We start from the raw sequence: 25,923 nt of genomic DNA on the forward strand, positions 1-25,923 counted from the left end.
GTGCGGCGGTGGCCCTCCGTGGTCGATGTTTGCTATGGTTTTGCCTGAAGTCGAGATGTAAAGGCGCACTCCACCGTCCCGGCGGTGGTGCGCCACGATGTTCTCCTTGAGGATGGCGATCATGGCGCGATGGTTTGGGTGGCGACTCCTGCTGGTAGGCGTGGCGTGGGTATGGAGTCTGGCTTGCTCCGATGATGTAGCCCCGAGCCAGTGCACCGGCGAGGGGTGCGTGAGCTGCGATGAGGACACCCCCTGTGACGAGGACTTTTACTGCGACAGCGAGGGGCGCTGTCAGGAGAAGCTCTGTGAGCCGGGGGAGTCGCAATGCATCGGCGGTGATTCGGTGCGGGTCTGCGACGCCAACGGTGCCGGCTTCTCGGAGACGACCGCCTGCGCGAGTGGACTCTGCACGATCGGCCGCTGCCTCTGCACCGAGGAGGCCGGTTGCGCCGATGGCGAGCGTTGCATGGCCGGGCGCTGCATCTGTCAGAGCGCGACGTACTGCGACGGAACCTGCTGCGGCGACGATGAAGTCTGCGGTGAGGTTGATGGCGCGCCGGCCTGTGTGCCGGCCTGCGCTGGTGAGTACTGCGGTGAGCGCAACGAGATCTGCTGCGAGGGTGACGCTCCGGTATGCGGTCCCCGCGGGGAGTGCGCGCCGAGCTGTGAGGGGCAGGGCGAGCTCTGCGGCGACACATTTGAGATCTGCTGCCCCCGGGGCGATGTCTGCGTCTTTGGGGAGTGCCGCACCCCCGGCGCCAGCTGCGACTTCTTCTCAGAGTGTGACTTTGGCGAGTACTGCGACCCGGCGCTCGGCCGCTGCATGCCCGACGACTTCCCCGACGATCTGGTCTGTGAGCTCGAGTACGACTTCGACGACTTTGAGCCCGACGTGCTCTGGCGCTGGGAGGGCGTTGAGATTGGCGAGCGTCTTTATGCCAACGTCATGATGACGCCGATGGTCGCCGATGTGACCGGCGACGGCCTGCCCAACACCGTGTTCACAGCCTACCGCCCGGGCGCCACGACCTCGGCGGTGCTGGTGGTGCTCGACGGGCAATCGGGTGAGACGATTTACACCAACAGCACCCATGGCCTGGCGTTTGGTGCGCAGATCGCTCTGGGCGATGTCGACGGCGACGGCCGCAATGAAATCGCAGTCACCGCATCCGGCCGCGTCTCGATGATCGATGACCTGCAGAGCTGCCCCGATCCTGCTCTCGATGAGAATGGCTGTTACCTCTGGCGTCAGTCCGATGCGGTCATCAATCAAGGTTCGCCGCTGCTTTATGACGTTGACGGGGATGGCGCGGTGGAGGTCATCGCTGCACTGCGAGTGCTCGACGGTGCCACCGGTGCCGTGCTGGTTGGCCGCAGCGGCGGCTACGTCTACCCCACCCTCATCGATGTTGATGGCGACGGGCAGCTGGAGATTCTGGGCTCGGGGTGTCTGTGGCGCCCCAACCTCGACGCCGGCACCATGGATGAGGTCTGGTGTAACACCGAGCAGATTCCCACCGGTCCGGATATGTACTCGGCGATGGGCGATGTCGTGGGTGGGGAGCGCGCCGGCCTGCCCGAGTTTGTGATCACCGGCAACGGCAACGTCTACGTGGTCGCCGCCGAGTCCGGTGAGCTTCTGCGTCAGTCGTCGCTTCCGGGTGGCGGCAACGGCGGAGGCCCGATTGTGGCCGACTTCGACGGGGACGGCTCCGGGGAGTTCGGCATCGCCGGCAGCGGTTGCTACACCGTCTTCGACAACGACTGCGTGGGCTCGGTCGATGAAGACCAGCCCGGCTGCACGCGGCCCGAGATCGCGCCCTGCACCCGCGGCGAAGATTGTTTTGAGGTGGAAGCCTGCCCGGCGCTTGCTGCCAGCGGCGGGACCGGCGACGGGGTGTTGTGGAGCGTCTACATCCAGGATCTCTCATCAAGCCGCACCGGAAGTTCGGTCTTTGACTTCCAGGGCGACGGTCGCAATGAGGTCGTCTACAACGATGAATGCCTGCTGATGGTCTTCGATGGCAGCACCGGAAGCCCGCAATTCCGTTTTCCCAACACCACCCGTACCTCCAGCGAGTACCCGATCATCGTGGATGTGAACGGCGACAGCCGCACCAACATTGTGGTCGCGGGCAACAACGATCAGTTCAGCCGCGATTGCCGCGACTCCATCAACGCCCGCGCCGATCGCTACCCGGAATGCCACCCCGAGGGCGGAGGCTCACGCCCGGCCTGGTGCGACGCGGGCACCGCCGGGGTGGTGGCGCTTCAGGATCCCGAAGATCGTTGGGTGCGCACCCGATCGGTGTGGAACCATTTTTCCTATCATATTGAAAATGTTGGGGATAATGGCGAGATTGTCTCCTCGCCCGAGATGCCCTGGACGACGCATAACACCTTCCGGGCCAACCGCCAGGGGGAGGTTCCGCTCAACGCGCCGGACGTGGCGGTGACCCGCGCGGTGGCCGACGTGCGGGGCTGCCCGCCGGAGATCACCTTCTCGGTGACGGTGGAGAACCTTGGCCGCAGCGCGGTTCCCTCGGGCCTGCCCGTGGCCATCTACAACGGCGCGGGCACTCGCCACCTTCAGGTTGAGACCATCGATCGGGTGATCTCTCCGGGGGGGACCGCGCAGCTCGTCTTTGGCTATGAGGCGCAGGAATCGGAGTTCAACCGCAGCCTGGACTTCCTCATTGTGGCCAACGATGACGGAAGCGGGGAGGCGCCGGTGCGCGATTGCAACCCCGAAAACGCCAGCGCGCTTATTGAAGACGTCGTCTGCACGATTGTGCAATAAGGTCTGCGCGTTTGAGAGTCGACGTTGTGAGCCAACGTTGACGCCATGTCTGGTGCATGGAGAGCGCCCTGAGAAGCGTTGCAAATCCTCGACGATGCGAAAGCATCACCTGCGTTTTGCGCCTCGCTCAGGTCACTCTCACGATCGCATCCAAAGGCGTCACCATGGCCTCACGGCGTTATCGTGTGGTGTCGGCGTGTCCACGCCGACGTTGAGATCATCTGAGTTTGAGAGTGTGCGATGAAGTTTACGATGACCCACCCTTTTGACTGCCCCGCTGACCTGCTCTGGGATATTTTTGACGATCCGGAGTTTGACCGCCGCCTCGAAGAGGCCACCGGCGTGCGTCGGGAAGTGCTGGAGAGCGCCACCGAGGGCGCTGTTGAGACGAAGCGCCTGCGCTGCGTCTCGCTCAAAGAGATGCCCGCGATGATGGCAAAAGCGCTGGGCACCGAGAGCTTTGAGTTTGAGCAGACCAACGCCCTCGATCGTCAGAAGGGCGAGCTGACGTGGAAGGTCAAGCCGGCGGTGCTTGCCGATCGCATTGATGCGCAGGGGGTGACCCGGGTCAGCCCGACCGGGGCCGGCTGCGTGCGAACCATTGAGGGGGAAATCGCCATTCGCATTCCCCTGGTCGGTAAGAAGATGGAGGGCAAGCTCACCGAGAACATCAAGTCCTCGTATGAGGAGGCCGCCCGCATCGCGCGCGAGATGGTCAAGGAGCGCGGGCTGGCCAACGCCTGAGTTTTTTAAAGCGGGGGGGCGATACTCAGCGGACGCGCGGCGTCGGCAAGCCGGCCAGCGTCGGGATGGCCTGTGGCGCCACGTTGAGCGCGACGGGGATGTGCGCGCTGGCGAGCTCGGCGAGCCGTTGCGTAGCATCTTCGGGCCAGGGGGCATCACACGAAAGCTCGGCGTCGCGCAGGAGTCGCAGCCAGGCCGAGGCCACCTCGGCGCTGCCGTAGCGATAATCGCGGCAGAGCATCACCATCATGGTTGTGGGGAGCTTGCCACGACTTGTGGCACCGAGGTAGGCGGCGACTTCGGCCTGTTCCGGGAGGGTGAGCCCGGCGCAGTACGCATGGGAGCAGGGGGCCATATCGCCAGCGTCGTAGGCGTCGAGCAGGGCGTGCGTGGCGGCCAGGCCGGCCTGCTGCGTGAGGAGGAGCCGCAGGAGTTCGGCCAGGCTGCGATCAAGCTCCGGAGAGCGCTGGAGCGCGTGGCTATGCGACGTCAGAGCATCGAGGTGGGAGGCAGTGAGGGCGTCGCAGCCCCTGGCTGACAACGTTGCGGCGCGCTGCTGAAGGCGTTGCAGCGTCTCGGGCGCGTAGCCCCGGGTGGGCAGCGGCGGCAGGCGAAAGGGGGAGGTGCAGCGGGCGCCGGCGGCGTTGATGGCACGCTCACTTTCAGCGAGCGCCTCGCGGTGGTGCAGGCTGGCGAGGAGCGGGTCGAGCTGGTCGTTGAGGTGCAGCCGGAGCTCGGCGCGCAGCGCCTCGCGCCGGGCGGCGTGACGCTTGCCTGTGGTGTCAGTGAGCATCGGCAGGATGTGTTCCTGCACGGTGTGCAGCGCGCGATCGGTGGTGACGGCCGGCACGCCGACCTCTGGCGCGTAGAAGGTGGGCGGGCTGGCCAGCGCGCCCTGGTCGAGGCGGCGTCGCCACTCCACCTCTACGGGGCGACGGTTGATGTCGATGAGCTGGCGGGCCTCGATGACAAAGGTCTGCGGAGCGTAGCTGTAGTGGCCGTGATGCTCGCGGGTCTGGTGAACCAGGCGGGTGGGGAGGTTCAGCTCGGCCTGGCGGACGTTCCAGCTATGGGCGAAGTCGCGCAGCCAGGCGTCGTCGTCGCCGTGAAGGTGGGGATCGTCGAAGCGAGCCACGGCGCTATGAAGGAGCTCTCGAAGCTCGGGGTCGAGGCCCTCGGAGGCGGTGTCTCGGAGTGCGGCGATGCGTGGGTCGAGGTTGGGACGACCGCTCTGGGCGATGGCGTCGAAGAGGTCGGGCAGGGCGTGGGTGTGCAGGTCGACTGCATGCGTAAGGGCAGTCTCACTCGTCAGTGTCGGCGCGTTCTTGTGGGACAGTTGCGCTTCACTCGGCACGCGCTCACAGGCGCTCAGGCCGATGAAGAGCAGGAGCGTCAGCGTGCTGGCGAGTCTCCGAGGTTGTGATCGGGCGCTGTGCATGCGATGTCGTGCAGCAGAAAGGTGTAAAAAGACCCAGCAGGTCAGACGTTATCAGGAGTGTGCCCATGAGCGCCGGTCAAAGAAAGCAAAACCCTAATCTCTTTCGCGCGCTGGAGCTCGGTGCGATCCTGCTGAGCTTCGGCGTGCTCTATGTGGGGATGACGGTGGCCAGCGGATTGGAGTCGGTCGCCGCTGAATGGGGGGCAAAAATCCTGGCGGTGGTGGTGCTCGCCGGGCTCTTTACCGCTGTGCGCCTCGCCCGCCAGCGCGACGCACTGCTCGGGATGGGGGCCGCCTCCTTGGACGGCGAGCTGTCTGGCGAGGCGCACGACACATCAGACTCCGAGCCGCGCGCGTAGTTCCTCGGCCAGCGGAGCGCTGGCCTTGTCGGTGAGAAACTCGATCTCGCGTGCCGAGGCGATCAGTGAGCCGCGCGAGGCGGCCGCTTGAAGTAGTGGATGCTCGAAGATCGCATGCTCGGCTGTGGCCTTTGCAGGCTGGTAGCGACGCAAGAGCGCCAGCCCCACCGCATCGACCGCCAGCGGGTCGAGGCCGGCCACGAAGACGCCACACCGCTCACCCGAAGATTCCGATGCGGCGACGTCGATGGCATCCAGGAGGATCAGGTCCGGGGTGCGCGCCTCGACCAGCTCCAGTTGACGCGGGATAGGATCGTCGCAACCGGTAAGCTCCTCATCCAGGTTATGCTCGGAGCCGGGAATGCGGACGCCCAGCAACCCCCGTGCGCCGTGAAGTGCCATGCGAAGATGCGGTGGTTCAGCTTCGGACAGTGCGGTGGTGAGCTGAAGGTAAACATCGGCATCCATGACCTGACGGGGCAGCGCAAAGCCCTGCTCCCAGGCAGAATGCTCGGGACGCACATGGCGCCATTGATGCGAGGGGAGCTCATCGAGCGCCAGGAGATCGAAGCCGAGTTCCCGGGCCATCGTCGGCAGCTGTTTGGCCCGAAAGAGTGCCGCGGTGGAGTGGTGCGGGTGACGGGTTGCCACCACAAGATCGGTGCACTCCCGGGAGCGTGCATGGCGCGCCAGCGTCGCCAGGATATGCGTGTGGGTGGAGTAAGGGGGAGGCTGCGCGCTATGCAGCGTGGGCTGCACGAAGACGCGTTTGCCCCGGAGCGTGATGTCGAGAAGTGCCAGCGCTTCTTCGGTGGCCTGGCGACGATCGGTCGCCGCAATCAGCGCCACAGGCGTGCGAGCGAGTGTCGGGCTCTCGGTGCTCGCGCCCACCTGCAGGGGAAGGCGACGGCTCGCCGCGGTTGTCGGGGTCGCGCAACCGAGCCAGGCACCGCTCGCCGCCAGTGCGCTCAGACCTGCGAGGTGCTTCAGGAAGTTACGGCGATCCATACGAAGCCCGGGGTCATGTTGTGCATGCGACGCGACGAGGGGCGCTCAAAAACTCATGGTGCGAGCGATGCTCTCAAAGAGGCGTAGAAAGAAGAGCACCGGTACGACCATCGCGATCGCGCGCATGCCTCGCTGAGTCGGCGCGATGTGCCAGGTGGCCCGTGCCGCACGGTAGGTCAGCCCGCCCACCGACCCCAGCGCCAGGAAGGTGAAGAGCCCGAAGGCCCCATTGGCCAGCATGTTGGGCACCGTCCAGAGTTCATCGGCGAAGGGGCCGGCCTGGGGGCCCATAAAGAAGGTGCGCAGGATCCAGAAGGCCACGTAGCCTGTGGTGACAAAGCTGGCAAAGACCGCAGCGGGATCGACGTTGTGTTGGTCGCGGCGAAGAAACCAGTCGCCCCACACAAGTGCAAAGGTCGTGCTCAGGCCAAAGCTCCATGAGCTGAACTCACCGGCGTTCCAGAGGGTGCTCAACGCCAGGCCGCCGAGCAGGCCGCCAAAGCAGAGCATGACGGCACGGGCGGGAGCGTGGCTCCAGGCATTTAAAAGGAAGTTGCGAAGCATGCATTATCTCCGGGCGAGCAGGCAGAGGGGCGTGTCAGCCCCCAGAATAGACCCCGGACGAGGGGCTTTCAAATCGCCCGGGGTGTTTTCTGCCAGTCCTCTTTATCGGCCACGATCCTGGCCTTTGCATCGTGGGTGTTGGCGCGCCGCGATCTCTGGCATAGGCTACAGCGCGAAATGCCCCTGAGCTTCGCCTGCGGGCCCCGAGTTGATGGTTCCCTTCTCATTTAAAGCTCCGAGATCATGACAAACCCCTCCGACACCCCGACGCCTTCGAACTTCATCCACGACATCATCGACGCTGACCTGGAGGCCGGGCGCGTCGTCAACGTGGTGACGCGTTTTCCGCCCGAGCCCAACGGCTACCTGCATATCGGCCACGCCAAGTCGATCGTGCTCAACTTCGGCATCGCGCAGAAGTACGGCGGCCAGTGTCATCTTCGCTTCGATGATACCAACCCGCTCACCGAGGATGAGGAGTACGTCGCCTCGATTCAGAACGACGTGCGTTGGCTGGGCTATGACTGGGGCGAGCATCTTTATTTTGCGTCGAATTACTTTGAGAAGATGTACGCCTGTGCTGTGCACCTGGTGAAAGAGGGTAAGGCCTACGTCGACAGCCAGAGTCAGGAGGAGATCCGCCAGATGCGCGGCACGCTCACCGAGGCCGGCCGTCCCAGCCCTCACCGCGATCGCAGCGTGGAGGAGAACCTCGAGCTGCTCGAGAAGATGCGCGCCGGGGCGTTTGGCGATGGCGAGCATGTGCTGCGCGCGAAGATCGACATGAGCAACCCCAACATGCTCATGCGTGATCCGCTGATCTACCGGATCCGCCACGCCACCCACCACAACACCGGCGACGACTGGTGCATCTACCCGATGTACGACTTCGCCCACGCGCTCGAAGACGCGGTTGAGGGGATCACCCACTCGATCTGCACCCTGGAGTTTGAGAACAACCGCGAGCTCTATGACTGGGTGATCGCCAACTGCCCGGTGGAGAGCGAGCCGCATCAGTATGAGTTTGCGCGGCTCAACCTGGGCTACACGGTGATGAGCAAGCGCAAACTTCTGCAGCTCGTGCGCGATGAGGTTGTGGAAGGCTGGGATGATCCGCGTATGCCCACCATCGCCGGGATGCGACGTCGCGGGGTGCCACCGGAGGCGCTGCGCAACTTCTGCCAGCTCATCGGCGTGGCCAAGGCCAACAGCACCGTCGACATTCAGCTGCTGGAATACGCGATCCGCGATGTGCTCAATATGAAGGCGCCGCGGGTCATGGCGGTCATCGATCCGGTTAAGGTCGTGATCACCAACTATCCCGAAGGTCAGGTGGAGTGGCTCGATGCCGACTACTTCCCCCACGATGTGCCGCTGGAAGGCACGCGCAAGGTGCCCTTTAGCCGCGAGCTCTACATTGAGCGCGACGACTACCTGGAGGACGCTCCGAAGAAGTGGTACCGGCTCAAGCCCGGGGCGGAGGTGCGCCTGCGCTACGGCTACTACATCACCTGCGAGGAGGCGATTTACGGGGAGGACGGCGAGCTCAAAGAGCTGCGCTGCACCTACGACCCGGAGTCGAGCGGGGGGTCGACGCCGGACGGGCGTAAGGTCCGCGGAACGATCCACTGGGTGAGTGCGGCTGAGGCGAAGCCGGCTACCTTCAACCTTTACGATCGCCTCTTCACGGTGGAGCGTCCCGACGGCGACGCGGACGTCGATTTTCAAGACTACCTCAACCCGGAGTCGCTGGTCGTGGCCCGGGGCTATATTGAGCCCAGCGTGGTCGATGACGCCGATGACGTGCGCTACCAGTTTGAGCGTCAGGGGTACTTCTGGCGCGACGCGAGCACGGACGAGGATGTGCTGGTCTTTAACCGCATCGTGGGGCTTCGGGACTCCTGGTCGAAGCAGCAGAAAAAGGACGAGCCGAAGCAGGCAACGCCAAAGCCGAAGGCCGAGAAGTCCGCAAAGGACGCGGGTGCGAAGGCCTCGTCGAGCGATGATCGTCCGAATAAGCGCCCGGCTTCCTATGAGCGCGACCAGGCTCGCGCGGCCAACCCGGAGTTGGCTGAGCGTCAGGTGCGCTACGGTCAGGAGCTGGGGTTGAGTGAGGACGACGCAGATCTTCTCAGCGGCGATATGGACCTGGCCGTCTTCTTTGAGGCGGCGCTTGTTGCCTACGAGCACCCGGCGTCTGTGGCACCCTGGATCGTCAACGAGGTGCTGCCGCTGGTGCCCGAGGAGCAGACTGTCGCCACGCTCGCGCTCTCGGCGGAGGATGTGGCGGCGCTGGTGAAGATGGTTGACGCCGACCGCATCACCACCGCGGTCAGTCGCGAGGTACTTGCCGCGGTGCTGGAGGGGGCCGGCGATCCGGAGACGATTGTGGCCGAGCGGGGCCTGGAGAAGGTCAGCGACGCGGCCTCTCTGGAGCCTGTGATCGACGAGGTGATGGCCAGCAACCCCGATAACGTGGCGCGTTACCGCGAGGGCAAGACCACGTTGCTGGGCTTTTTCATCGGGCAGGTGATGCGCGCCACCGGCGGCGCGGCCGACGCGGTGAAGGTGCGCGAGATGCTCGAGCGCAAGCTGGGCGAAGGCTGATTTATCGCGTTGTGGTTTGGGGCTGCGCGGCGTTCAGGCCGCGCGACGCTCAGATGAAGCGGCGTCGGAGTTTGATTCGGAGAGGCTCCGGCGCCGCGCGCGCAGCCTGCGGGCGATGGTCAGCGCGAAGGCGCGGCGCGGGCAGTCAAAACAAAGGGCGGGGTGATGAAGCAGCGCGTCGGCGCCCGCGTCGGGGTGGGTGGCCAGGGCGATGACTGTGCGCTCGAGAGATGAGGCGGTGGAGCTGGCCTCGAACAACGCGGCGCGAAGCTCGCTTAAGGGCTGGCGAGGCTGCTCGCTGCGGGCGTTGAAGAGGGTTTCAAGCCGGCTCAGCGCGCGGGCGTGATCGAAGGGTTTGAGCGAAGCACGGCAGTGGTAAGAGCGGGCCATATTCATCCCCCTTAAAAGGTCGAAGTCCAGGGCAGCGCACCCGGTGAGGGGCGCGCCTCTCCCTTTTGTTATCGCGTCGGATCTTCAGATGTTGCCGACCGACGCGATCTTTTCGGCGTTTCGGGGATCAGTCCTCGGGCTCCAGGTACACGCCCATGAGCAGGTGGGAGGGCCTCGGGGCGTGGATCGAGAGGGCGACGCGGGGTTGAATGACGCTTAAGCCCCGGTCGAGCAGGGTGTGGCGGCCCTCCGAGGTGAAGATGTCGAGGTGGCCGCGGATCAACTCCAGGGTGACCACCCCGTCGGTGAGGTGGCGCGGCCAGGAGGCGTCGGCTTCAAAGCTGAGCGCCATCAGCGTGAAGGGGCCTCGCTTAAAGAGGGTGATCTGGCGGTGGCCGTCGGTTGAGACGCTCTCCTCGCGATCGAGGGCTTCGAAGGTGCGCACCAGATCGAAGGTGGTGAAATCGTCGGCGAAACGCTCGCGGGGAGGAGGGCGAAGGCGTTGCGGGTGAGGATGTTCCATCGTTGGGCTCCTTAAGCACGACAGGGCGATGCCCCGGGCTGACGGGGCTCCTGGATCAAGGCTCCTGATCAAAGGTAGGGGCGGCGGCCGCGGCACAAAACAGGGTGATGCGGCGTTGCCCGGTGATGCGTTGCGGGTTGACAGTCGGGCGCAGGCGACGACACTGCGCGGGTCTGAGCGGCCCGCTGCCGGAGGTGGCGAGGCCAAGAAATCGTTTTGAGTTTTTTTGCGTGACTGTGACATAAGGGGGCAGGCCCGCATGCTGCGGGGTTTGCTACTTTTTCTTCAGGGATCGTCCATGGCCATTTCGGAAGCTGATCTGACGAAGTTGCGACGTATCGGAAGCATCGTCGCCGAGACCATCCAGGAGATGGCCGACCACCTTAAGGCGGGTATGACCACCGGGGAGCTCGACGCGATCGGGCGCGCCTACCTCGATAAGCACGGGGCGCGTTCAGCTCCGGAGCTCGTCTACAACTTCCCGGGAGCGACCTGCATCAGCGTCAACCACCGCGCGGCACACGGCATCCCCGGCGATCTGGAGATCGCCGATGGGGATCTTGTGAACATCGATGTGTCGGCCGAGCTTGATGGATTCTTCGGGGATTCGGGAGCCTCCTTCGGGGTGGGCACGATCACCGAGGAGCAGCAGGCCCTGCTCAGCGCGACCGAGGAAGCGTTGGAGAAGGCGATGAGCATGGCGCGCCACGGTCGCCCCATTCAGATGGTGGGGCGCGTGGTGGAGACGATGGCCCGAAAGCGCGGGTTTACCGTGATTCGCAACCTGGGCGGCCATGGCATCGGGCGTAGCCTGCATGAGAAGCCCAGCTTCATTCCGCATTTCTACGACCGCACCGAGAAGCGCCGCTTTAAAGAGGGGACGGTGCTTACGCTTGAGCCTTTTCTGGCGATGGGGGCCAAAGAGGTCGAAGACAGCGACGACGGCTGGACGCTGCTCACCGAGAACCGGGGGCTTGTGGCGCAGTTCGAGCATACGATGATCATTACCCGTGATGAGCCGATCGTGTTGACGCGTCGCCCGGGGGCGACGCCGGTGGGGTGAGGGGCACCTCAAAGCAGGCATGACGCCCGGGGGGGACGCGCTGTCGCAGGACGCCCGGCCTGTGGCGGTCTGGTCGGGCATCCCCGATGAGGTCCGGGTGGCAGTGCTCTAAGTGTCCGATATGTCTGGGTTATGTGGCGCGAAGGGGGCGAGTTGCCGCCTCACTGCTGGCCACGATCAGGGTGAGGGCACCGACGATAAAGGCGCTCCAGAACGCGGCGCGGATGTCGTAATAGTCTGCAACAAAGGGGCTGAGCATAAGCCAGAGGGCGACGATGAGCGTGGTCCAGCGCAGGCCGGTGAGACCTGTGGGATTGGCAAAGCGCAGGAGCGCGATGAGCGTGAGGCTTGCGCCGATCAGCGTTGCGTTCCACCAGGCGTTCTGCTCCCAGGCAAACCCCAGCAGGTAGGGGGAGAGTAACAGCCAGATGCCGGCCATGAGGATGAAGGCGTAGACCAGCGCGGCGCGGCGAGGGGACTTGGTGAGGGTGGCCATAATCACTCCTGGCGTGGTGGCGAGGGGCTCTCAGGCAAGAAGGTAGACACATTGTGGGGAGCGTTGTGCCCGGCAGGGGGCGACTTGAGATTTCACGGGTTGTGAGCAGGTTTGGGCTCGTCACTTCGGTGGTGAGACGTTACTACGCCGTGAGGCAACGTTGATGCCCTGTCTGCTGCATTGAGAGCACTCTGAGCAGCGTTGCAAATTCTCGACGATGCTGAAGCATCGCCTGCGCTTTGCGCCTTGCTCAGGTCGCTCTCAATCTCGCATCCAAAGGCGTCACCATGGACTCACGGCGTTACAACCCGGGAGAGCTATGAGTACGAAGACGCAGGACGTATCGGATGTGGCGCGCTGGGTTCGAGAGGTGGGGGCTTGGAAGAGCGAGCATCGTCGCTTGCGCGCGCTGCTGGCCCGGATTGACGCCACGCTGAGCCGGCGAGAGAAGGCGGTGGAAGACGCTCTGTGGCTGCGGGCGCACGCCGCCGACCAGCATGAGGCCCAAAACGCCGAAGAGGTGCTCCGGCGCGCGCTCAAGGCCGTGGAGCGTGAGCAGGCGCAGACCCATGATCGTCTCGAGGCGATCTGCGAGTCGCTTGAGGAGGTGCACCTTGAGAGAGCGGCGGTGTTAACCGCTCCGGCCGATGAGGATCGGGTGGAGGAGGCGGTCCGGGAGTCCTTTCCAGCCAGCGACCCGCCCTCCTTCAACCCGGGGCGCGCCTGAGAAGCGGCGCGCGCGGCGTGTTCAGCCGAAGGTGATGTCGGCTCCGCGCGCGACCACCTTGCCGTTGTAGAGGGAGGTGATCTGGCGCAGGGTCGAGGCCTGATCGAAGTCGGTCAGGGCGCTGATGCCGTCGGCCGGAACGACCACATCGAACCAGCGAAGCCCGGCGGAGGCTGCGGTCTGGGCGACGCAGATGTTGGCGACGGTGCCGACGATGATCACCGTCTCGATCTTCCAGACGCGTGAGAGAAGATGCTCAAGCTCGGTGCCGTAGAAGGCGTCGTAGCGTGCTTTGTGCAGGATATGGTCGCCGGGCTCAGGTTGAAGTCGATCGACGAGCTGCCAGCCCCAGGAGCCCTCCACGCAGTGAACCGGCCAGATCTCAAACTCACGATCGTCGTCGGGGTGGGTATCCCGGGTAAAGACGATGCGCGCGCCGCTTTTGCGCGCGCTCGCCACCAGGGCATCGATGGCCGGCAGGGTGGAGGGGGCGGCCTCGACAAAGAGCGAGCCGTCGGGATCGACAAAATCATTTTGCATATCGACGACGATCAGCGCGGTGCGCGATGGGTCGAAGGTGAGGCTCTGGGTGATGGGGAGCTCGGGCAGCTCCAGCGAAGATTTGTCAGGCAGGCCGGTGAGCGGCATCATAACTCCATGGCAACATCGTGAGCGTCGGCAGGTGGAGATCGCATCCGGGGTCAAAGATGGCGAAGTTAGAGGTCGGAGATCGCGCGCCGGAGTTTGAGCTGCCCGACGCATCGGGGCGTCCGGTGCGATTGAGTCAAACGCTTGAGCGGGGGCCGGTGCTGCTTGTGTTCTACCCCGGGGATTTTTCGCCGGTATGCACCCGGCAGTTGTGCAGCTACCGCGACAGCTACGAGCGTTTCGTGTCGCTGGGTGTGCAGATGCTGGGGATCAGCGACGACACCATCGATAAGCACCGTCGCTTCACAGAGGAGCATCACTTTCCCTTTTCTCTGCTGGCCGATCCGCAACGCGAGGTGATCGACGCCTACGCCGGCACCGGGATGATGTCGGGGGGGAGGGCGCATCGGGCCTACTTTCTGGTGGGGCAGGATGGGCGGCTGGCCTACATCTTTGTCGAAAAGGTCAGCGTGTTTTATCGCGGTGCCGATGAACTCTTCGATGCGCTGCGTGCGGCGTTGCAGGTCCGCGCTCAGGCACCGAAGTAGGCCCAGGCTCCAAGTCCGAGAAGGGTGATAAGTGCGCTGCAGATCATCAGTGTGGCCTGCAGATGGGGGCTTTTTCGAAAGGATTCGGGGGTCAAAGCCATAAGAGTGCTTCCTCCGTGAAGCGGCGCGACGAGACGGCGTGGAGGCGGGCGCGCGTGGGGTTGTAGCGAAAAATCGGCACAATGAATGAGCATAAGCACCGCCCGAGGCGCTCCAAGGCGCAGCGGTGATGACGCAGCGAGCCCGGGGCGGGGCGATTGTGACGCTCTCCCCGGGGAGATGAATGACGATGGCATTGATGCTATCACTGCTGATCGCAGGTGGCGAGCCGTATGGCGGTGCGCTCGAACGAGACGTGGATGAAGGGCAACAGGATGATGTCGGGAGATGCGATGAAAGGTGTGATGTGGAAGATGGTGTGTCTGGCGCTGGTGTGTGGCGCGGGGATGGTCGGTTGTGCTGGCGACGTTGACGATCCCTCCGATGTTGGCGCGATTGAGGATAGCGGCGGTGACGCCGGCGGCGATGTGGCACCGGACGCCGATGGGGCTGATGCCGACGATGCCGATATCTCTGATGCCGGCGATACCGACGATGCCGATGTGTCGGATGCGGACGAGTCCGACGCCGAGGAGCCTGACGCCGATGAGACGCCCTCGGGCGATGGCACGAGCTGTGAGCAGGCCATCGATATGACCGGTGGCGGCGTGCTGGAAGCGCAGAGCACGGCGGGCGCGCCGGAGAATCAGGATGCCGATGGCGAGGGTTGCCCCAGCGGTCGCATCAGTGGGCCGGAGCTCATCTACGTGGTGAATCCGACCGAGACGACCGCCTACCGGGTTCGCGTCGAGCCGAATGAGGTGAGCTTTGATCCGATGATCTACGTGCGCAGCGGGTGTGAGACCTCGGTGTGTCTGGATGGGACGGTGTTCAATGGGCCGGGCAGCGTGGAGACGCTCGACTTTGAAGCGCCGGGCGGCGTGCCCAGCTACATCATCGTCGATGGGGAGTTGCTCTCGGAGGGGAGCTTCCGCCTGGAGGTGACGATCGAGGAGTGAGTGGTGTGAAGGGGGGCGTGGTTCAGGCCAGAGAGCGTTTGCGATGTTTTGCGGCGCTCTTTTTGGCGTTCTTGGCGTGGTACATGCGGCTGTCGGCCAGGGCCAGGGCATCCATCGGGTCGCCCTCAACCTCTTCGAGGTGGGCGGCGCCGGTGCTGACGTCGGCGTGCGTGAAGCCCTGTCTGCGCAAACGATCGAGGATGCGGGCGAAGCGCTCGTTGAGCCAGTCGCGCTCGTCGGGGGGGCCGGGGTTGGGGAGGAGGAGCACGAACTCATCGCCACCGATGCGGTAGATGTGGTCGATGTCGCGAAAGCCCTGGCGCAGCTCGTCGGCAAACGCGAAGAGAAGCTCATCGCCGTATTTGTGGCCCTGCTCATCGTTGATGGCCTTGAGGCCATCGAGATCGCAGAAAACGACCATGACGTCGGGGTTTTGGGCGGCGTCGAGCATCGCGGCGATGTCTTCCTCAAAAGCGCTGCGGTTGCGCAGTCGCGTGAGTCTGTCGGTGCGCGCGACGCTCTCGGCGGTGGAGACGCGGCCCTGAAGTTGCTGCATGCGCTCGGCCACCGAGTAGGCCATCGCCAGCATTCCTAAGGCAGTGCTGGCCAGGGTGGCCAGGCGCACCGTGGCGGTGGGGAGGTCCAGAAAGAGGGCGTCGGCGATGGTCAGCCAGGCGCCGATAAAGAGCAGGCTGAAGGCCAGGAGGAAGATGCGCGCGGCGCTCACCCCGGCGCGCCAGGAGCGCCACACGCCCAGGCTCATCAGCACGAGGGCCAGCCCGGCTGACCCGGCCTGCAGGTGGTAGGCCAGGGTGTAGTTGACCACCGGGTTGATGCCCAGAAGGAGCGTCACTCCCAGGGTTGCCACGTCGAAACCACGGGCCAGCCGCGGTGATACCAGGCGCAGGCTCAAGAACTCCCGGGCAAAGAGGAGCGCGAAGAGCACCATGGCGTTGTTGGCCGTCAGGTTGAGCAGACCGGTGTCGAGATCGGGCAGCATAAAAATGCGCACGATCTCGTAATGCGTCAGCCAGAGGATCGCCGAGGCGAAGGCGTAGCAGGCAAAGTAGAGGTACACCTGCTCGCGCACCCGCGCCCAGATCGAGAGGGAGTGCACCGTCAGCGCCAGCAGAATGCCCAGGGAGAGTAGCAGCGTGATCTGCAGGCGCAGGCTATGTTGATTGAAGGTGCGTCTCGATTGCAGCTCGATCTCACCGAGGTGAATATGAGGCGGGACCCGGGCGGTGATGAAGAGAGCGAGTTCGTAGGGCTCGTCGGGGCGGAGCGAGAGGGGGAGGCTGTGGCCGATGACCGGCAGGGGACGGTCGAGGGCGTGAAGGTTGCGCCCTGCGCGAAGATGGTGAGGCAGGCCGCCGAGTTTGGGGGTGGCGATGAGCTCGATCTCCTGCACCGTGGGCAGCAGAAAGGAGAGGACAACGTTGGGGTCTGGCGAGGTGTTGACGACGTCGAAGAGCAAGACGTGGCGACCGACCTCGTAGGGGAGGGTGCCGCCGGTGTGCAGGGGAAGATCGATGGCCAGGCGTCGTAGGTCGCGAAGGTCGGCCGGGGTATAGCGCGCCTCCTGGTCAGCGATGATCGTGACGCCGCTGGCGAGCGAGACGTTGTTCTGAGCGGTCACGCGCATCACCGGCGCGGGTTGAGCGCTCAGGTGCGGCGGAATCCCCAGGAGCGCGCAAAAGAGGAGCAGCGCCAGCGAGGCGCGGTAGACGCCGGCCCATGGCGAGCGCGGTGATGTGGAGGTCGAAGAAACCATCGTCGCTCAGGACGTGGGTGGCGGTGGCTCTCACCGCAACGCGGTAGAGGGAGAGATGCTGCGAATGGGCGCGTTGTAGAGAGTCGAAGGGCGAGTGTCGATGCCTCTAACGGGCGAAGGGAAACACACGGGGCTTGAAAACAAGGCGGGGTGCTCTAGTTTTCGCAGCCGAAGTCGCCCGGTGGTCGCGGCGATGCGATGATGAAGCATGAGGTTGAATCGATGAGACGAGTGGCGATCAGCGGGGCGAGTGGGCTTGTGGGCAGGGCGTTGCGGAAGCGACTTGAGGCCGATGGCATGGAGGTGGTGGCGATGGTGCGCTCGCGCGATCGGGAGGGGATTTACTGGTCGGTGGAGCGTGGGGAGTTGGATGAGGAGGCGCTCTCCGAGGTTGACGCGGTGGTGCATCTGGCTGGCGAGAGCCTGGCGGCGAGCCGGTGGACCAAAGCGCAGAAGCGTCGGATTCTGGAGAGTCGGGTCAAGGGCACCGAGCTTATCGCCGGGGCGCTGGCGAAGATGGAGCTGGGGCCCGGGACGCTGATCTGTGCGTCGGCGGTGGGGTATTATGGCGATACCGGGAGTCAGTGGGTCGATGAGACGTCGGCATCGGGAGAGGGGTTTTTAGCGGAGGTGTGTCGGGCGTGGGAGGGGGCCTGCGAGCCGGCGCGTGGGGCGGGCGTGCGTGTGGTCAACACCCGGTTTGGAGTGATCACCTCCTCGCAGGGGGGAGCGCTCGATAAGATGAAGCTCCCCTTTAAAATGGGCGTGGGCGGCCCGATGGGAAGCGGCGGGCAGTACATGAGTTGGGTGGCGCTTGAAGATGTTGTCGGAGCGCTGCGCTGGCTCTTGCTGGAGTCGCAGCTTGAGGGACCGGTCAATGTGGTCAGCCCCAACCCGGTGACAAACGCCGGGTTTGCAAAAACGTTGGGCAAGGCGATGCATCGCCCGGCGGTGGTACCGACGCCGGGGTTTGCACTGAAGGTGGCGCTGGGCAGTGAGATGGCCGAAGAGATGCTGCTCAAGGGCCAGCGCGTGCGTCCGAAGCGTCTCCAGGATGAGGGCTATACCTTTGAGCATCCCGAGGTGGAGGAGGCGCTGCGCGAGGCGGTGAAGGGATGAGGCGTGAGCCTGCTCGGTCAAAGGGGCGGTGGGGTCGGGAAGGCTAATCGAGACGCTACGCTGGTTTCAACGCTACCGGGGGCGCGCCCTTGCAATGGCGGGGCTATGCGCCTGGCGGGCTGGTCTTGCCGACGTTGATCTTTGAGATGAGCCAGGCCTGGGGCTGGCGGGGCTCACCGGGGGCGATCGCCAGGGCGCACCTCGGCTTGAAAAAGTCGCGGGCGCGGGCTAGGGCTTGCGGTGTTTGCACACACCTTGAATCTCCCACAGAAGCGAGGCGCATGATGAGCGCAGAGCCTGAAGTGCAGTCCGAGCACGCCCCCGGTGATGGTTGTCAGCAGAAGCCTGTGGAGGCGGTGGCGATCACCCCTCCCACAGCACTGCGTCGACGTATGGCGAGTTTTGCAACCCCCGGCGAGCGCAAGACCCGCTATTCGCTTCCCGAGGAGTTGCACAGCGCCTCGCCGGTGGGCTACCGGCGTCGAGTCGCGTTGAGTCGGAGTGAGGCAGAAGCTGCGTTGCAGCTGCTTTCGCTCGAGCGTCCGAGCGGTTTCGGGCCTGTCGAGGCGGTTGGGGAAGGAGAGCTTTTTGAAGAGTGTGCGCTGGGCGTGATGAGCGCCCGGCAGTCGACGAACTTTCGCGGGCACCGGCAGGTGAGCTTCGGGCCGGAAGATTCCGTGCGACTGGCGCATGTGCTGCGTAGCCTGGGCCATCTGGATGCGCCGGTGTTGGACAGCGCCTCGTACACGCATGTGGTGTTGAGCCGACCGTACCGCACGCCCTTCACGCTGCTTTTGACGCTGATCGGTCATAAACCGGTAAAAAGCCTGCTGACGGTGCCTTATCGGGCGCTGCGCAAGAAGTTCTGGCATGAGGATGACATCCCCTCGGTGGGGTATTTGCAGCAGCTTCACGTGGGGATTCTCGCCGACGCGATAGAGCGTGCGGCGGTGGTCGCCTCGTGTGGACGCAGGCGCGCGCAGGTGTTTTCGGCGCCATTTTGCAGCGAGCCGCGTCGGAAGGAGAACCGGCCGATGTTGCGCGCGATCGAAGAAATGTGCGGGTTGACGGCGGCAGAGCGCGCCCAGGGATGGCGGGTGGCGTTGGTCGCGCAGGTAGGGCGGGCGCTTCCCGGTGAAGAGGTCGCGCTGGAGCGGGAGCTCTGCCGTAAGATTGGCGCGAATTTGATGGCGTTTCGAAGTGAGCGCATTCAGCCGGGGAGCAACGCCGATGAGAGCGCACCTGAGGAGTATCAGCATGATCAGGGGATGGTGGTACCCGAAGAACTGACGGTGATGGCCGGTCGTGCGGCCTACAACGCGTTTGCGCACTGGACGGGGTGTGATCGCGAGCGGGCCAAGCGCCTGATGATGCTTGAGCGCATTGATGTGCTCACGCCGGCTGGCCAGGCCCGTATCCATGAGGTTCAGCGGGGGCTTGATGAGGTTACCGATCGGGTGATTGCGACCCTGCCTACCTGGGCCGATCTTCCGGTTGGGCGAGCGTTCAGTCGCAACGCGGAGCGGGGGCGTAAGGCTTTCGGGCTGGCCGGGCAGCGTATCTATATCGGGGGGCTCTCTCGTCGCGAAGTGGCGAGGGCCGGACTGGACTGGGACCAGTGCGTGCGAGCGATCGGGGCCTGTGCCGCGCGCAGCGGGCTGGTCGCCGAGCTTATGGGGGTGATGGAGCTTCCCGAGGGGTGCGACCTGCTTGCGGGCCTCTGCTTGATGGCTGGCCCGGTCAATCAGAACGACATCGGTAAGGCCTTTTACGGTCAGCCTGATCTTCTGGCGAAGACCTTTGAGGGGCGTGATCCCACCTCGCTTTTGGTGTGGACGCTCAAAGCCAAGACGGTGGCAGATCCGATTGGCAATGAGGAGCAACTGATGAATCCGCGCCGCCAGGGCAAGCTCGTCGATCTTCGTCCCGGGCCTCATGAGGTCGTTCAGATGGCGCAGGGCGGCACGTTGGAGCCGATGCGGTTGCGAGGCGAAAAGGTCAATGCGGAGCGCGCTTTTGGCGATGTCGATAATTTTGTGGTCGACCTGAAGGGGCGAGGCATTCCCGGCAACAAGGGGGCTGCCTGGCCGGCGAGCTGGCGGAGTGAAGCGGTCTGGGAGGTGAAGTGATGGGGACGCATGAGGAGATGGTGTTTGAGGCGCTGCCGGCGCTGGGTCCGCTCTATGTCAAGGCCGCCGCGCGTCGCCGCGCCCTGCCCACGCCTCAGACTGAGTTGAAGGCGTTGAGGGCACGTGTGGATCGGGTGCGCGTGGATCGCGATGAGCTTGTGCGTTATCGGGAGCTTTGCGGAATTGCGGACCATGGTGTTGTGCCGTTGCCCTATTTGCAGGTGCTCGCGACGCCTTTGCACGCGGCGATCATTGCGCATGCTGACTTCGGGTTGCCCGCGCTGGGTTTGGTGCATCTTGAGAACAGCCTGCGTCAGCATCGCGCCGTGCAGCTCGATGAGGTGCTGCGTTTGAGCGCGCATGTCGATGAGGGGCAGTGGGATGAGCGGCTCGGCTATGTGGTGTCGCTGGTCAGCGAGGCCTATGTCGGTGAGGAACTCGTCTGGGAGAGCCGTCTTCGGGCGCTTTCGCCGGTGCGTTCGAAGCGCGCGAAGACCCGGTCGAGCAGCAAGAGGGCGCCGGAGGTCGGGGAGCAAGCGAACGCCAATGTGTCGGTGATGGTGCGTGCTCCAGAAGATCTGGGGCGGCGTTATGCGGCGGTTTCGGGGGATTTCAACCCGATTCACCTGCACCCGTGGACGGCGCGACCCTTCGGGTTTGATCGGGCGATCGCGCATGGAATGTGGACCCTCTCGCGCGCCTGGGGAGAGGTGCAGGAGCTGGTCGATGTGAAGGCTTCGCTGGAATTGTCGGTGCGTTTTCGCAAGCCGGTGAAGTTGCCAGCGCAGCTGTGGATTGCAGCATGGCCCGCCGATGATGAGGCGGGAGAGCTGGAGCTTCGTTGCCAGAGCCCCGATGGTCGCCGGACGCACCTGGAAGGCTCGGTGCGGGTGGGGCGAAGTGTATCGCCGGTCGAACACGCTTAATCGGCGAAGACGGCGTCGGGGCTAGACTTCAAGGCCTGACAGTCGATCGAGGGGGCGACGCGTTTGAGCTCAACGTAATTGAGTTCCGGGTTGCGCAAGGGCTCAGCTTCGGGACCACCGCGCAGAAAACGGCTGGTGGCGTCGACGACGCTTTGCTCGCTGTGCCAGCGTACGCTTCCTCGTAGATGGGCGGGATCGCGAATCGGGAAGGAGTATTCGTCCCAGCCGCGCTGCACCACGCGCACTTCGCCGTCGATGAGTCCTTCGACCTGCACCGAGAGGCCGGGGTGGCCATCGCCATCCTGGTCGAAGACGCGCGGGTCGTCGGCGTCTTCAGGCAAGGCCTCGTTGGCAGGGTCGCGAAGTCGAACCCCGCGGATGTCCCACTCTCGGGCCACGTTGAGAACCCATGCCTCGCCGTCGCGGCGCAATGTGCCGCGGCGCGTGCGCTCGGGGAGGCTTTCGATAAAAGCATCGGGGATGGTCGTGCGAACCACTCGCGAGCCGTCGAGGGTGGCGTTGCACGCGCGAGACTTCATGCGCAGGCGAGTACCCTCCTGCTCAACTTCTACGATGAGATAGGCAGTTGTGGTGGTATCGACACGTCCGACTCCCATCACTCTTGCACGCGCTGTGGTGACCAGCTTCTGGGCAAAACGTCCGCTAAGGTCGGGAGGGGGCACCTCCGAAGACGCGGGATCGCTTGCACGCTTCAGGGGCTGATACGAGGTGTTCGAGGACGTCGAGTGTGGCAGCGATGCCCGGGAAAGGAGGGCTGGCGACGGAGATAACAGGGGCAGCGCCAGCAAGACGGCGACGAGCGGGAAACCAGGCATAAAGAACTCGCGGTGCAGTGTGGACCTTCGGATGAATGGCCAGTGATCCTCTCCACGAGAGCGTCGGAAGCAATGCAAAAGCTGAAGATTTTTTCCCTGTTATTTTTTTCAGCAAATGAGCTCGCCGGTGGACTCGGCGAGTTTAAGGTTCTTCGGGCGCTTCGCTCTCGGGCTGCGGGGCGTGAAGCTCCATGGGTTCGGTTTCGGGTTGAGTATGGCCTGGGCCGGTTGCAGGGGGTGGCCGCGCGCAAAAGCCAGTTCGGGCGGGGCCTTCAGCGAGACGTTCGTTTGGTAACGCAGGGCGTTGAAGACCATCTCCATCAAGGTGGTGGTGACGTCTTGCAGGGCGACAATCATCCTGGGCGGTGAGGATGATGGACGGGCAACGTCACGAAGATCGCTGACGATGGATGTGATGCGGGACATGCCACTGAAGTTTTCGTCGATAGTGTCCTGGAGAACTTCGACGAGGTGGCGGGCGTTATGGCTGTTAAGCAGCGCGCTTTGAGCGCGTTGGCTTCCTTGCAGTGCGATTCGTAGACGGATGCCGACTTCCGAGCCGGTGTGGAGACGACCGTCGGCATCAACTCTGAGGTTGGTGTCAGCTTCCAACGACAACGGGCGACGACTCGTAGCACGATAGCCCGCAATCCGACCTGCCAGCGCGGCGTGCGCTGCTGCGATGTGCGCAGGTGCAACGCGCCCGTGGGAAGATGTGATCGGGGCGCTCATGCATCCACATCAGCACCGGTCGCAACACGCTCGGCAAGGTGGACCAGTCAGCCTCGGCGCTCGGCCGAGGCTGGCTGGCCGGGCATCAAGCTCAGGGGTTGCCTTTGTAAAAGAAGCGCTTCTCGGTGATCTCCAGTACCTCCCAGAGCATCGTACGGGAGGAGGTGTCTGCCCCCAGGCCGGTGATGCGCGTTTGCCCGTCTATGGGCTCGGTGTAGTAGGCCGTCACCAGCACATTCTCATCCTGGTCGGCCAGGTGTGTCGACGCGCCGGCCAACTCCATACGGTGGCCCTTTTCAATGCCCGTCAGATCGAGGGGCAACTCGGGGTGGCCGAGGGCGTTGGGGCCGTGTTTCTGAAGATGTGCGCGCAAGGTCTCCAGGATGACGCGACTTCCCGGCTCCTCGCGAAGCGCAGGGCTAAGGAGGTTATGGAGCGCCTCCAGATCGTTGCGTTTGATCGCGGTGATGAAACGGTTGACCGCGCGCGTGGCTTCATCGGCCTCAAGGTCGGAGCTCTCAGATGTGCTCGTGAGCACCGGGTCATCGCATCCCTGCACCAGGTTCATCTGCGCGTTAAGGGTGATGAAGAAGTGCTGCTCGGGCATGCCACCCGTGCTGGTGATCTGTTGCTCGCGGGTCGACTGCACGTGCGCAAAGAGCACTCGCCCGGCCTCACTGACGACGTAAGTTGCGGCATAGGTGTCGGTGTTGTTGATCGTGACGTGAACAGGTTCCGGCATGGCTCCCTGACTGGAGCTCATGTACTCCTTATAAGGCCCGGTGGACCACTCGGCGCTGAGCAGCGCGGCACGGCTCTCGCCAAGATCGAGCCAGCGCTCCAGGGTGACTTCGGTCTGGTGGGTGGTCCCCTGAGGTTTGGGATGAGTGTAGCCGGGCGGAGGGGTTGCTTTGCCGCGCCGCGCTTCAACTTCGCTGGAGCTTCCGCGTTGATGCAGTCGCGGGTTCCAGGTGACTTTGCTGCCCGGGGCGGCCTCGGTGGGAAGGGCCGGAAAAAAGATCGTCAGGCCGGGAAATTCCCCCATTGCCGACCAAAGCGCGGTGGGGCCGTCATGCTCCATGAGGCCCGACCCATCGGCATTGAGGAGGATGGGTGCCAGGGCATCGGCGGCCAGCCCGGGGTGGCGCACCCGCTCGTCTTCGACAACCTCAAATCGGTCGATCGTACCGGCACGCAGTGCCCAGTGCTCTCCTTCGACCTGGGCGCTAAACGAGCCCTGCTGAGAGCTTTTCAGGTCGAGGGCGCGTCCCGTCGGGCTGAACTCTTCGGGGGCCATAATGGAGGTCTCGGCCGCAAACTCATAACGCAGAGGGCAGCGCGTGAGCGTCTCCATGTCGTAGCGGGGCGGCTGCGTGGGGACTTCCTTGAGAGCGCGCAAGGTGATCGTCTCGGGCAGTGCCTCGACAAAGGTCGCAGGCGCCAGCTCGCTGGCGGGCACATCTTGCGGCGGCTCGCTTGTGCGATCGCAGCTGGCAGAGAAAGTCGTGATTGTGAGCGGAAGGAGCAATAAAAAGGGCTGACGCATAGTTGGTTCCGAGGTCGGGAGGGCCGCGAAAAATGCGGCGATAGGCCATGTAGGATAAACCTTATCGTAGAGTAGGCTGCCTTCTTTGGCCAGCGAGCCATCGCTGTGTTAGCGTGCCCCCGATTGACACGTCGCCCCCCCCCTCTTTTCCAGTCGAACATAACGAACCCATCGCCCTGGCGTTGGGACTGTGAGGTTACCCATGGTGTGGACGATCTCCGGCGCGGTACTTCTCTTCCTGTTGCTCGTGGTGGTCTATGATGTGACCCAGCGCAAGCACGCGATCCTTCGAAACTTCCCGATTATCGGGCACTTCCGCTACATGCTGGAGTCGGTGGGGCCGGAACTCCGGCAGTACATCGTGACCAACAACGCCGAGGAGCGCCCCTTCTCGCGCGACCAGCGCCGCTGGGTTTATGCGTCGGCCAAGAAGCAAAACAACTACTTCGGCTTTGGTACCGGCAACGACATGGAGACCTCGCCGAACTATCTGGTGATCAAGCCTTCGGTGTTTCCCTACCGCGAGCCGCAGCCGGGCGATGAGGATTACGATGAGCTTCACGCCATCGGCTGCGCCAAGGTGCTGGGTGGGGCACGGGGGCGAGCGAAGGCCTTTCGACCCACGTCGGTGTTTTATGTTTCGGCGATGAGCTACGGCTCGCTGAGCGGTCCGGCGGTCGAAGCGCTCAACCGCGGCTGTGACATCTCCGGTGCGCTGCATAACACCGGGGAAGGTGGGATCTCGCCCTACCACCTGCATGGAGGTGGACTGATCTGGCAGCTCGGCACCGGCTACTTCGGTGCGCGTGACCGTGATGGGAACTTCTCGCTGGAGGAGTTGCTCGCCCGTGTGGAGGGGCAGCCGGTAAAAGCCATTGAGATCAAACTCAGTCAGGGGGCCAAGCCCGGCCGCGGCGGGGTGCTGCCCTCTGAGAAGATCACCGCTGAGATCGCCCAGATTCGCGGCATTCCGATGGGCCGCGACTGCATCAGCCCGGCGGCGCACTCTGCTTTTGGCAACGTCGATGAGCTGCTCGATTTCGTCGAGTCCATCGCCGATGCTACCGGTCTTCCGGTGGGCATCAAATCGGCCGTGGGCGATCTGGGCTTCTGGGAGGAACTCGCCGATAAGATGGTGCCCGGCGATCGCGGCGTGGACTTTATCGCCATCGACGGCGGGGAGGGGGGGACCGGTGCGGCTCCGCTGGTCTTTGCGGATAACGTGGCGCTTCCCTTTAAGCTCGCGTTTTCAAGGGTTTATAAGATCTTTGCAAGCCGTGGTATTCAGGACAAGATCGTCTTTATGGGCACCGGCCGGCTGGGGTTTCCGGAGGCCTCGTTGTTGGCCTTTGCGATGGGGGTCGACATGGTGGGTGTGGCCCGCGAGGCGATGCTCTCGATCGGCTGCATTCAGGCGCAGGCCTGCCATACCGGGCGCTGCCCGGCGGGTGTGGCCACGCAGAACCGCTGGCTGATGCGCGGGCTCGACCCGACCAACAAGGCCGCGCGCATGGCCAACTACATGGTCACGTTGCGTAAAGAGGTGATGTGGTTGACCCGCGCTGTAGGCGTGGCGCATCCCTCGGAAGTGACGCTGGATCATTTCGAGATCCTTGACGAGTGCTTTGGCGCGCGCAGCCCCCGCGAGATCTTTGGCTACCCGGTGGAGCATATCGAGCGTCCCTCGGTGGAGCTGAAAGAGCCTGTTGGTATCTCTGACGAGTCGATTCCCCTCCCCCGGCTTGCTGCCGATTCAAGCGTCGAGGAGCGTGTTGAAGTCGAGATTTGACTTCGCCGTCGCCTTCTGATTGAACCGAAACAGCCCCCCACCCGGTGGGGGAGATGATCCGGCGAGCCCCCCCGGGCCCCGAGTACCTGCAGAGTTCGG

The 25,923-nt window shown here is 64.1% G+C and carries 23 protein-coding genes; 12 read left to right on the plus strand and 11 right to left on the minus strand.

Annotated elements, in window-relative coordinates; all coding sequences use genetic code 11:
• Positions 1–121 precede the first annotated feature (121 nt).
• Together EA187_RS16315 and EA187_RS16320 are read left to right on the plus strand one after the other, a co-directional pair.
• Positions 122–2,800 (plus strand): FG-GAP repeat protein, encoded by a 2,679-nt coding sequence (locus EA187_RS16315; RefSeq protein WP_164856336.1) that lies wholly within the window; start codon positions 122–124, stop codon positions 2,798–2,800.
• A gap of 240 nt (positions 2,801–3,040) precedes the next feature.
• Complete coding sequence (locus tag EA187_RS16320; protein ID WP_127780952.1) at positions 3,041–3,544, plus strand: DUF2505 domain-containing protein; 504 nt, start codon at positions 3,041–3,043, stop codon at positions 3,542–3,544.
• A gap of 25 nt (positions 3,545–3,569) precedes the next feature.
• Here the strand turns inward: EA187_RS16320 and EA187_RS16325 are convergent, their stop codons facing one another.
• A complete protein-coding gene (locus tag EA187_RS16325) occupies positions 3,570–4,982 on the minus strand; it encodes a hypothetical protein (protein WP_127780953.1) in 1,413 nt (470 codons plus the stop codon).
• A 65-nt stretch (positions 4,983–5,047) separates the two neighbouring features.
• Here EA187_RS16325 and EA187_RS16330 point away from each other — a divergent pair, with 65 nt between their 5' ends.
• Complete coding sequence (locus tag EA187_RS16330; protein WP_127780954.1) at positions 5,048–5,341, plus strand: hypothetical protein; 294 nt, start codon at positions 5,048–5,050, stop codon at positions 5,339–5,341.
• Here EA187_RS16330 and EA187_RS16335 read toward each other — a convergent pair.
• Both EA187_RS16335 and EA187_RS16340 read right to left on the minus strand, forming a co-directional pair.
• Positions 5,318–6,349 carry a DUF362 domain-containing protein gene (locus EA187_RS16335; protein WP_127780955.1) on the minus strand — a complete coding sequence of 344 codons (1,032 nt, stop codon included), beginning with the start codon at positions 6,347–6,349 and terminating at the stop codon, positions 5,318–5,320. The genes EA187_RS16330 and EA187_RS16335 overlap by 24 nt on opposite strands.
• Positions 6,350–6,394: 45 nt before the next feature.
• On the minus strand, positions 6,395–6,913 hold the full coding sequence (locus tag EA187_RS16340; RefSeq protein ID WP_115607149.1) for a hypothetical protein: 519 nt from the start codon (positions 6,911–6,913) through the stop codon (positions 6,395–6,397).
• A 243-nt stretch (positions 6,914–7,156) separates the two neighbouring features.
• Here EA187_RS16340 and EA187_RS16345 point away from each other — a divergent pair, with 243 nt between their 5' ends.
• Entirely contained in the window at positions 7,157–9,520 is a 2,364-nt protein-coding gene (locus tag EA187_RS16345) for a glutamine--tRNA ligase/YqeY domain fusion protein (protein ID WP_127780956.1), read from the plus strand.
• Positions 9,521–9,553: 33 nt separating this feature from the next.
• Here the strand turns inward: EA187_RS16345 and EA187_RS16350 are convergent, their stop codons facing one another.
• Positions 9,554–9,910: a hypothetical protein gene (locus EA187_RS16350; protein ID WP_127780957.1), complete on the minus strand. Its 357-nt coding sequence runs from the start codon at positions 9,908–9,910 to the stop codon at positions 9,554–9,556.
• Between the two features lie 127 nt (positions 9,911–10,037).
• Positions 10,038–10,433, minus strand: a complete 396-nt coding sequence (locus tag EA187_RS16355) for a hypothetical protein (protein ID WP_127780958.1) — start codon at positions 10,431–10,433, stop codon at positions 10,038–10,040.
• Positions 10,434–10,731: 298 nt separating this feature from the next.
• Between EA187_RS16355 and map the strand changes: the two genes are divergently transcribed.
• Positions 10,732–11,496, plus strand: a complete 765-nt coding sequence (map, locus tag EA187_RS16360; protein ID WP_115607143.1) for a type I methionyl aminopeptidase — start codon at positions 10,732–10,734, stop codon at positions 11,494–11,496.
• A 130-nt stretch (positions 11,497–11,626) separates the two neighbouring features.
• Here map and EA187_RS16365 read toward each other — a convergent pair whose 3' ends face one another.
• Entirely contained in the window at positions 11,627–11,992 is a 366-nt protein-coding gene (locus tag EA187_RS16365) for an SPW repeat protein (RefSeq protein ID WP_127780959.1), read from the minus strand.
• A gap of 319 nt (positions 11,993–12,311) precedes the next feature.
• On the opposite strand from EA187_RS16365, the gene EA187_RS16370 reads away from it, so the two are divergent.
• Positions 12,312–12,719 carry a hypothetical protein gene (locus EA187_RS16370; RefSeq protein ID WP_115607141.1) on the plus strand — a complete coding sequence of 136 codons (408 nt, stop codon included), beginning with the start codon at positions 12,312–12,314 and terminating at the stop codon, positions 12,717–12,719.
• 21 nt (positions 12,720–12,740) lie between these two features.
• Here the strand turns inward: EA187_RS16370 and EA187_RS16375 are convergent, their stop codons facing one another.
• Positions 12,741–13,370 (minus strand): cysteine hydrolase family protein, encoded by a 630-nt coding sequence (locus EA187_RS16375; protein ID WP_206524407.1) that lies wholly within the window; start codon positions 13,368–13,370, stop codon positions 12,741–12,743.
• A gap of 56 nt (positions 13,371–13,426) precedes the next feature.
• Between EA187_RS16375 and EA187_RS16380 the strand changes: the two genes are divergently transcribed.
• Together EA187_RS16380 and EA187_RS16385 are read left to right on the plus strand one after the other, a co-directional pair.
• Complete coding sequence (locus EA187_RS16380; protein WP_127780961.1) at positions 13,427–13,915, plus strand: peroxiredoxin; 489 nt, start codon at positions 13,427–13,429, stop codon at positions 13,913–13,915.
• A 392-nt stretch (positions 13,916–14,307) separates the two neighbouring features.
• The gene (locus tag EA187_RS16385; RefSeq protein ID WP_127780962.1) at positions 14,308–14,973 is read left to right on the plus strand and encodes a hypothetical protein; all 666 of its coding nucleotides are present in this window, start codon (positions 14,308–14,310) and stop codon (positions 14,971–14,973) included.
• 22 nt (positions 14,974–14,995) lie between these two features.
• Here the strand turns inward: EA187_RS16385 and EA187_RS16390 are convergent, their stop codons facing one another.
• Entirely contained in the window at positions 14,996–16,747 is a 1,752-nt protein-coding gene (locus tag EA187_RS16390) for a GGDEF domain-containing protein (protein ID WP_127780963.1), read from the minus strand.
• A gap of 222 nt (positions 16,748–16,969) precedes the next feature.
• Between EA187_RS16390 and EA187_RS16395 the strand changes: the two genes are divergently transcribed.
• The 3 genes from EA187_RS16395 (at position 16,970) to EA187_RS16405 (ending at position 20,921) form a co-directional block, all read left to right on the plus strand.
• Entirely contained in the window at positions 16,970–17,866 is an 897-nt protein-coding gene (locus EA187_RS16395; protein WP_127780964.1) for a TIGR01777 family oxidoreductase, read from the plus strand.
• A gap of 284 nt (positions 17,867–18,150) precedes the next feature.
• Positions 18,151–19,995: a hypothetical protein gene (locus EA187_RS16400; RefSeq protein WP_127780965.1), complete on the plus strand. Its 1,845-nt coding sequence runs from the start codon at positions 18,151–18,153 to the stop codon at positions 19,993–19,995.
• Positions 19,995–20,921 carry a MaoC family dehydratase gene (locus EA187_RS16405; protein ID WP_127780966.1) on the plus strand — a complete coding sequence of 309 codons (927 nt, stop codon included), beginning with the start codon at positions 19,995–19,997 and terminating at the stop codon, positions 20,919–20,921. The genes EA187_RS16400 and EA187_RS16405 overlap by 1 nt, the downstream gene beginning before the upstream one ends.
• Here EA187_RS16405 and EA187_RS16410 read toward each other — a convergent pair.
• The 3 genes from EA187_RS16410 to EA187_RS16420 all read right to left on the minus strand — a co-directional run bounded on the left by EA187_RS16410 (position 20,918) and on the right by EA187_RS16420 (position 24,035).
• Positions 20,918–21,538: a hypothetical protein gene (locus EA187_RS16410; RefSeq protein ID WP_127780967.1), complete on the minus strand. Its 621-nt coding sequence runs from the start codon at positions 21,536–21,538 to the stop codon at positions 20,918–20,920. The two genes, EA187_RS16405 and EA187_RS16410, sit on opposite strands and share 4 nt — an antisense overlap.
• A gap of 327 nt (positions 21,539–21,865) precedes the next feature.
• Positions 21,866–22,489: a sensor histidine kinase gene (locus EA187_RS16415; RefSeq protein WP_127780968.1), complete on the minus strand. Its 624-nt coding sequence runs from the start codon at positions 22,487–22,489 to the stop codon at positions 21,866–21,868.
• A 91-nt stretch (positions 22,490–22,580) separates the two neighbouring features.
• Positions 22,581–24,035 (minus strand): hypothetical protein, encoded by a 1,455-nt coding sequence (locus EA187_RS16420; RefSeq protein WP_127780969.1) that lies wholly within the window; start codon positions 24,033–24,035, stop codon positions 22,581–22,583.
• Positions 24,036–24,237: 202 nt separating this feature from the next.
• Between EA187_RS16420 and EA187_RS16425 the strand changes: the two genes are divergently transcribed.
• Positions 24,238–25,824, plus strand: a complete 1,587-nt coding sequence (locus tag EA187_RS16425; protein ID WP_115607124.1) for an FMN-binding glutamate synthase family protein — start codon at positions 24,238–24,240, stop codon at positions 25,822–25,824.
• Positions 25,825–25,923: the final 99 nt, after the last annotated feature.

Source organism: Lujinxingia sediminis, assembly GCF_004005565.1.
Taxonomy (GTDB): Bacteria; Myxococcota_A; Bradymonadia; order Bradymonadales; family Bradymonadaceae; genus Lujinxingia; species Lujinxingia sediminis.

Bases quoted from the DNA above. Each gene is read 5' to 3' on its own strand.
- EA187_RS16315 (WP_164856336.1), top strand. From the start codon at position 122: ATGGCGCGATGGTTTGGGTGGCGACTCCTGCTGGTAGGCGTGGCGTGG.
- EA187_RS16320 (WP_127780952.1), top strand. From the start codon at position 3,041: ATGAAGTTTACGATGACCCACCCTTTTGACTGCCCCGCTGACCTGCTC.
- EA187_RS16325 (WP_127780953.1), bottom strand. From the start codon at position 4,982: ATGCACAGCGCCCGATCACAACCTCGGAGACTCGCCAGCACGCTGACG.
- EA187_RS16330 (WP_127780954.1), top strand. From the start codon at position 5,048: ATGAGCGCCGGTCAAAGAAAGCAAAACCCTAATCTCTTTCGCGCGCTG.
- EA187_RS16335 (WP_127780955.1), bottom strand. From the start codon at position 6,349: ATGGATCGCCGTAACTTCCTGAAGCACCTCGCAGGTCTGAGCGCACTG.
- EA187_RS16340 (WP_115607149.1), bottom strand. From the start codon at position 6,913: ATGCTTCGCAACTTCCTTTTAAATGCCTGGAGCCACGCTCCCGCCCGT.
- EA187_RS16345 (WP_127780956.1), top strand. From the start codon at position 7,157: ATGACAAACCCCTCCGACACCCCGACGCCTTCGAACTTCATCCACGAC.
- EA187_RS16350 (WP_127780957.1), bottom strand. From the start codon at position 9,910: ATGGCCCGCTCTTACCACTGCCGTGCTTCGCTCAAACCCTTCGATCAC.
- EA187_RS16355 (WP_127780958.1), bottom strand. From the start codon at position 10,433: ATGGAACATCCTCACCCGCAACGCCTTCGCCCTCCTCCCCGCGAGCGT.
- map (WP_115607143.1), top strand. From the start codon at position 10,732: ATGGCCATTTCGGAAGCTGATCTGACGAAGTTGCGACGTATCGGAAGC.
- EA187_RS16365 (WP_127780959.1), bottom strand. From the start codon at position 11,992: ATGGCCACCCTCACCAAGTCCCCTCGCCGCGCCGCGCTGGTCTACGCC.
- EA187_RS16370 (WP_115607141.1), top strand. From the start codon at position 12,312: ATGAGTACGAAGACGCAGGACGTATCGGATGTGGCGCGCTGGGTTCGA.
- EA187_RS16375 (WP_206524407.1), bottom strand. From the start codon at position 13,370: ATGATGCCGCTCACCGGCCTGCCTGACAAATCTTCGCTGGAGCTGCCC.
- EA187_RS16380 (WP_127780961.1), top strand. From the start codon at position 13,427: ATGGCGAAGTTAGAGGTCGGAGATCGCGCGCCGGAGTTTGAGCTGCCC.
- EA187_RS16385 (WP_127780962.1), top strand. From the start codon at position 14,308: ATGAAAGGTGTGATGTGGAAGATGGTGTGTCTGGCGCTGGTGTGTGGC.
- EA187_RS16390 (WP_127780963.1), bottom strand. From the start codon at position 16,747: ATGGTTTCTTCGACCTCCACATCACCGCGCTCGCCATGGGCCGGCGTC.
- EA187_RS16395 (WP_127780964.1), top strand. From the start codon at position 16,970: ATGAGACGAGTGGCGATCAGCGGGGCGAGTGGGCTTGTGGGCAGGGCG.
- EA187_RS16400 (WP_127780965.1), top strand. From the start codon at position 18,151: ATGAGCGCAGAGCCTGAAGTGCAGTCCGAGCACGCCCCCGGTGATGGT.
- EA187_RS16405 (WP_127780966.1), top strand. From the start codon at position 19,995: ATGGGGACGCATGAGGAGATGGTGTTTGAGGCGCTGCCGGCGCTGGGT.
- EA187_RS16410 (WP_127780967.1), bottom strand. From the start codon at position 21,538: ATGGGAGTCGGACGTGTCGATACCACCACAACTGCCTATCTCATCGTA.
- EA187_RS16415 (WP_127780968.1), bottom strand. From the start codon at position 22,489: ATGAGCGCCCCGATCACATCTTCCCACGGGCGCGTTGCACCTGCGCAC.
- EA187_RS16420 (WP_127780969.1), bottom strand. From the start codon at position 24,035: ATGCGTCAGCCCTTTTTATTGCTCCTTCCGCTCACAATCACGACTTTC.
- EA187_RS16425 (WP_115607124.1), top strand. From the start codon at position 24,238: ATGGTGTGGACGATCTCCGGCGCGGTACTTCTCTTCCTGTTGCTCGTG.